Raw genomic sequence first — 1,219 nt, 5'->3', positions numbered from 1 at the left:
AAACAAGCACGCCAAAGGCGCCGAAGAAGATGCTGCCGAGCAGCGAACGCTTCCTGGGGGCAATGGCCGGCGGCGGCTCCGCGGCAATGAAGTCGGGCTCGTCGAAGACATCGACTTCCGCCGGGATGACCATCGCGACATCGGTCTTCATCGCGCGGGGTTTACGCTGGATGTCGGCCTGGGCACGGCGCGCCTGCGGCTCCTCTTGCCTTGGTTCGGCTTCCGGCTCGATGCGGAACGCTGCCGGCTTGCGGGGCGCGGTCATGCCAGATGATCTCCGATCAGGAACTGCAAGGCACGGTCGAGCCTGATATGCGGCAGCGACAGGGTGATACCTTCGGCCGTGCGTTCTAGCTTTGGGGGACGGAAACGGACGAAGCGGATTGCAGGGTCCGCGGCATCCTGCTTGTGATCGGCTCCCGAAAGATCAAAAACCGCATCAATTTTCTCCGGTAAATCACCAGGAAATATGGCTGTTTCAGTTTTTCCATCGAAGGTTTCGGCGTTGATCTTCTCGCCGGCGATCGGCGTGCCGATAATGACTGGCAACGTCTCTCGGCCTTGCTTGACGGTGCCTTCGCGCGTCGCGCGCACCGCCGCCATGGCGACCACATCGACGTCGGCGCCGGTGAAATTCGCCCGTGCCACGGCGCGGTCGGCAAGCCGCCGCACGATCGACTGCAGGCGGTCATGGCTTTCGTGATGCAGATGGTCGGCTTTGGTCGCGGCAACCAGGATGCGGTCGATCCGCCGCGAGAACAGGTCGGTGAGGAAACTGCCCCGGCCGGGTCGGAAACAGCTAAGGATCTCGGTTACCGCGCGTTCCAGGTCGGCCATGGCGCCGGGGCCGGCGTTCAGCGCCTGCATGGCGTCGATCAGCACGATCTGGCGATCGAGGCGGGTGATGTGTTCGCGGAAGAAGGGTTTGACGACATGGGTCTTGTAGGCCTCGTAGCGCCGGTCCATCATGGCGTGCAGCGACCCTGCGCGCGGACGCCTGTCGCCGATCCCGGCCAGGGGCGCGAAAGTCAGTGCCGGCGAGCCTTCGAGATCGCCCGGCATCAGGAAACGGCCGGGCGGCAAAGTCGAAAGCGCCCGCTCGTCGAGCTTGCAGGCCTTCAGATAGGCGGCGAAGCTTTCGGCCAGGCGGCGCGCCGTCATCTCGTCGGCATCGGCGTCCGGATCGATCCCAGCCGACAGCGCCCGCCAAGCCTGCGAC

At 64.8% G+C, this 1,219-nt stretch carries 1 protein-coding gene and 1 pseudogene; both read right to left on the bottom strand.

The genetic code is table 11. From position 1 onward, the window contains the following. Positions 1–265: pseudogene (locus EOB59_RS20975) on the bottom strand (TIGR01620 family protein); the annotation flags it as partial. Continuing rightward, positions 262–1,219 (bottom strand): YcjX family protein (locus tag EOB59_RS36495; protein WP_245486688.1); only part of this gene is annotated, 958 nt, incomplete at its 5' end. The gene EOB59_RS36495 and the pseudogene EOB59_RS20975, both read right to left, overlap by 4 nt.

The sequence above is a fragment of the Mesorhizobium sp. M7A.F.Ca.MR.176.00.0.0 genome (assembly GCF_004023165.1).
In the GTDB taxonomy this organism is placed as follows: Bacteria; Pseudomonadota; Alphaproteobacteria; order Rhizobiales; family Rhizobiaceae; genus Mesorhizobium.
Note: the sequence above shows the minus strand (reverse complement) of the source record. Positions and strands in the feature narration are given on the sequence as shown.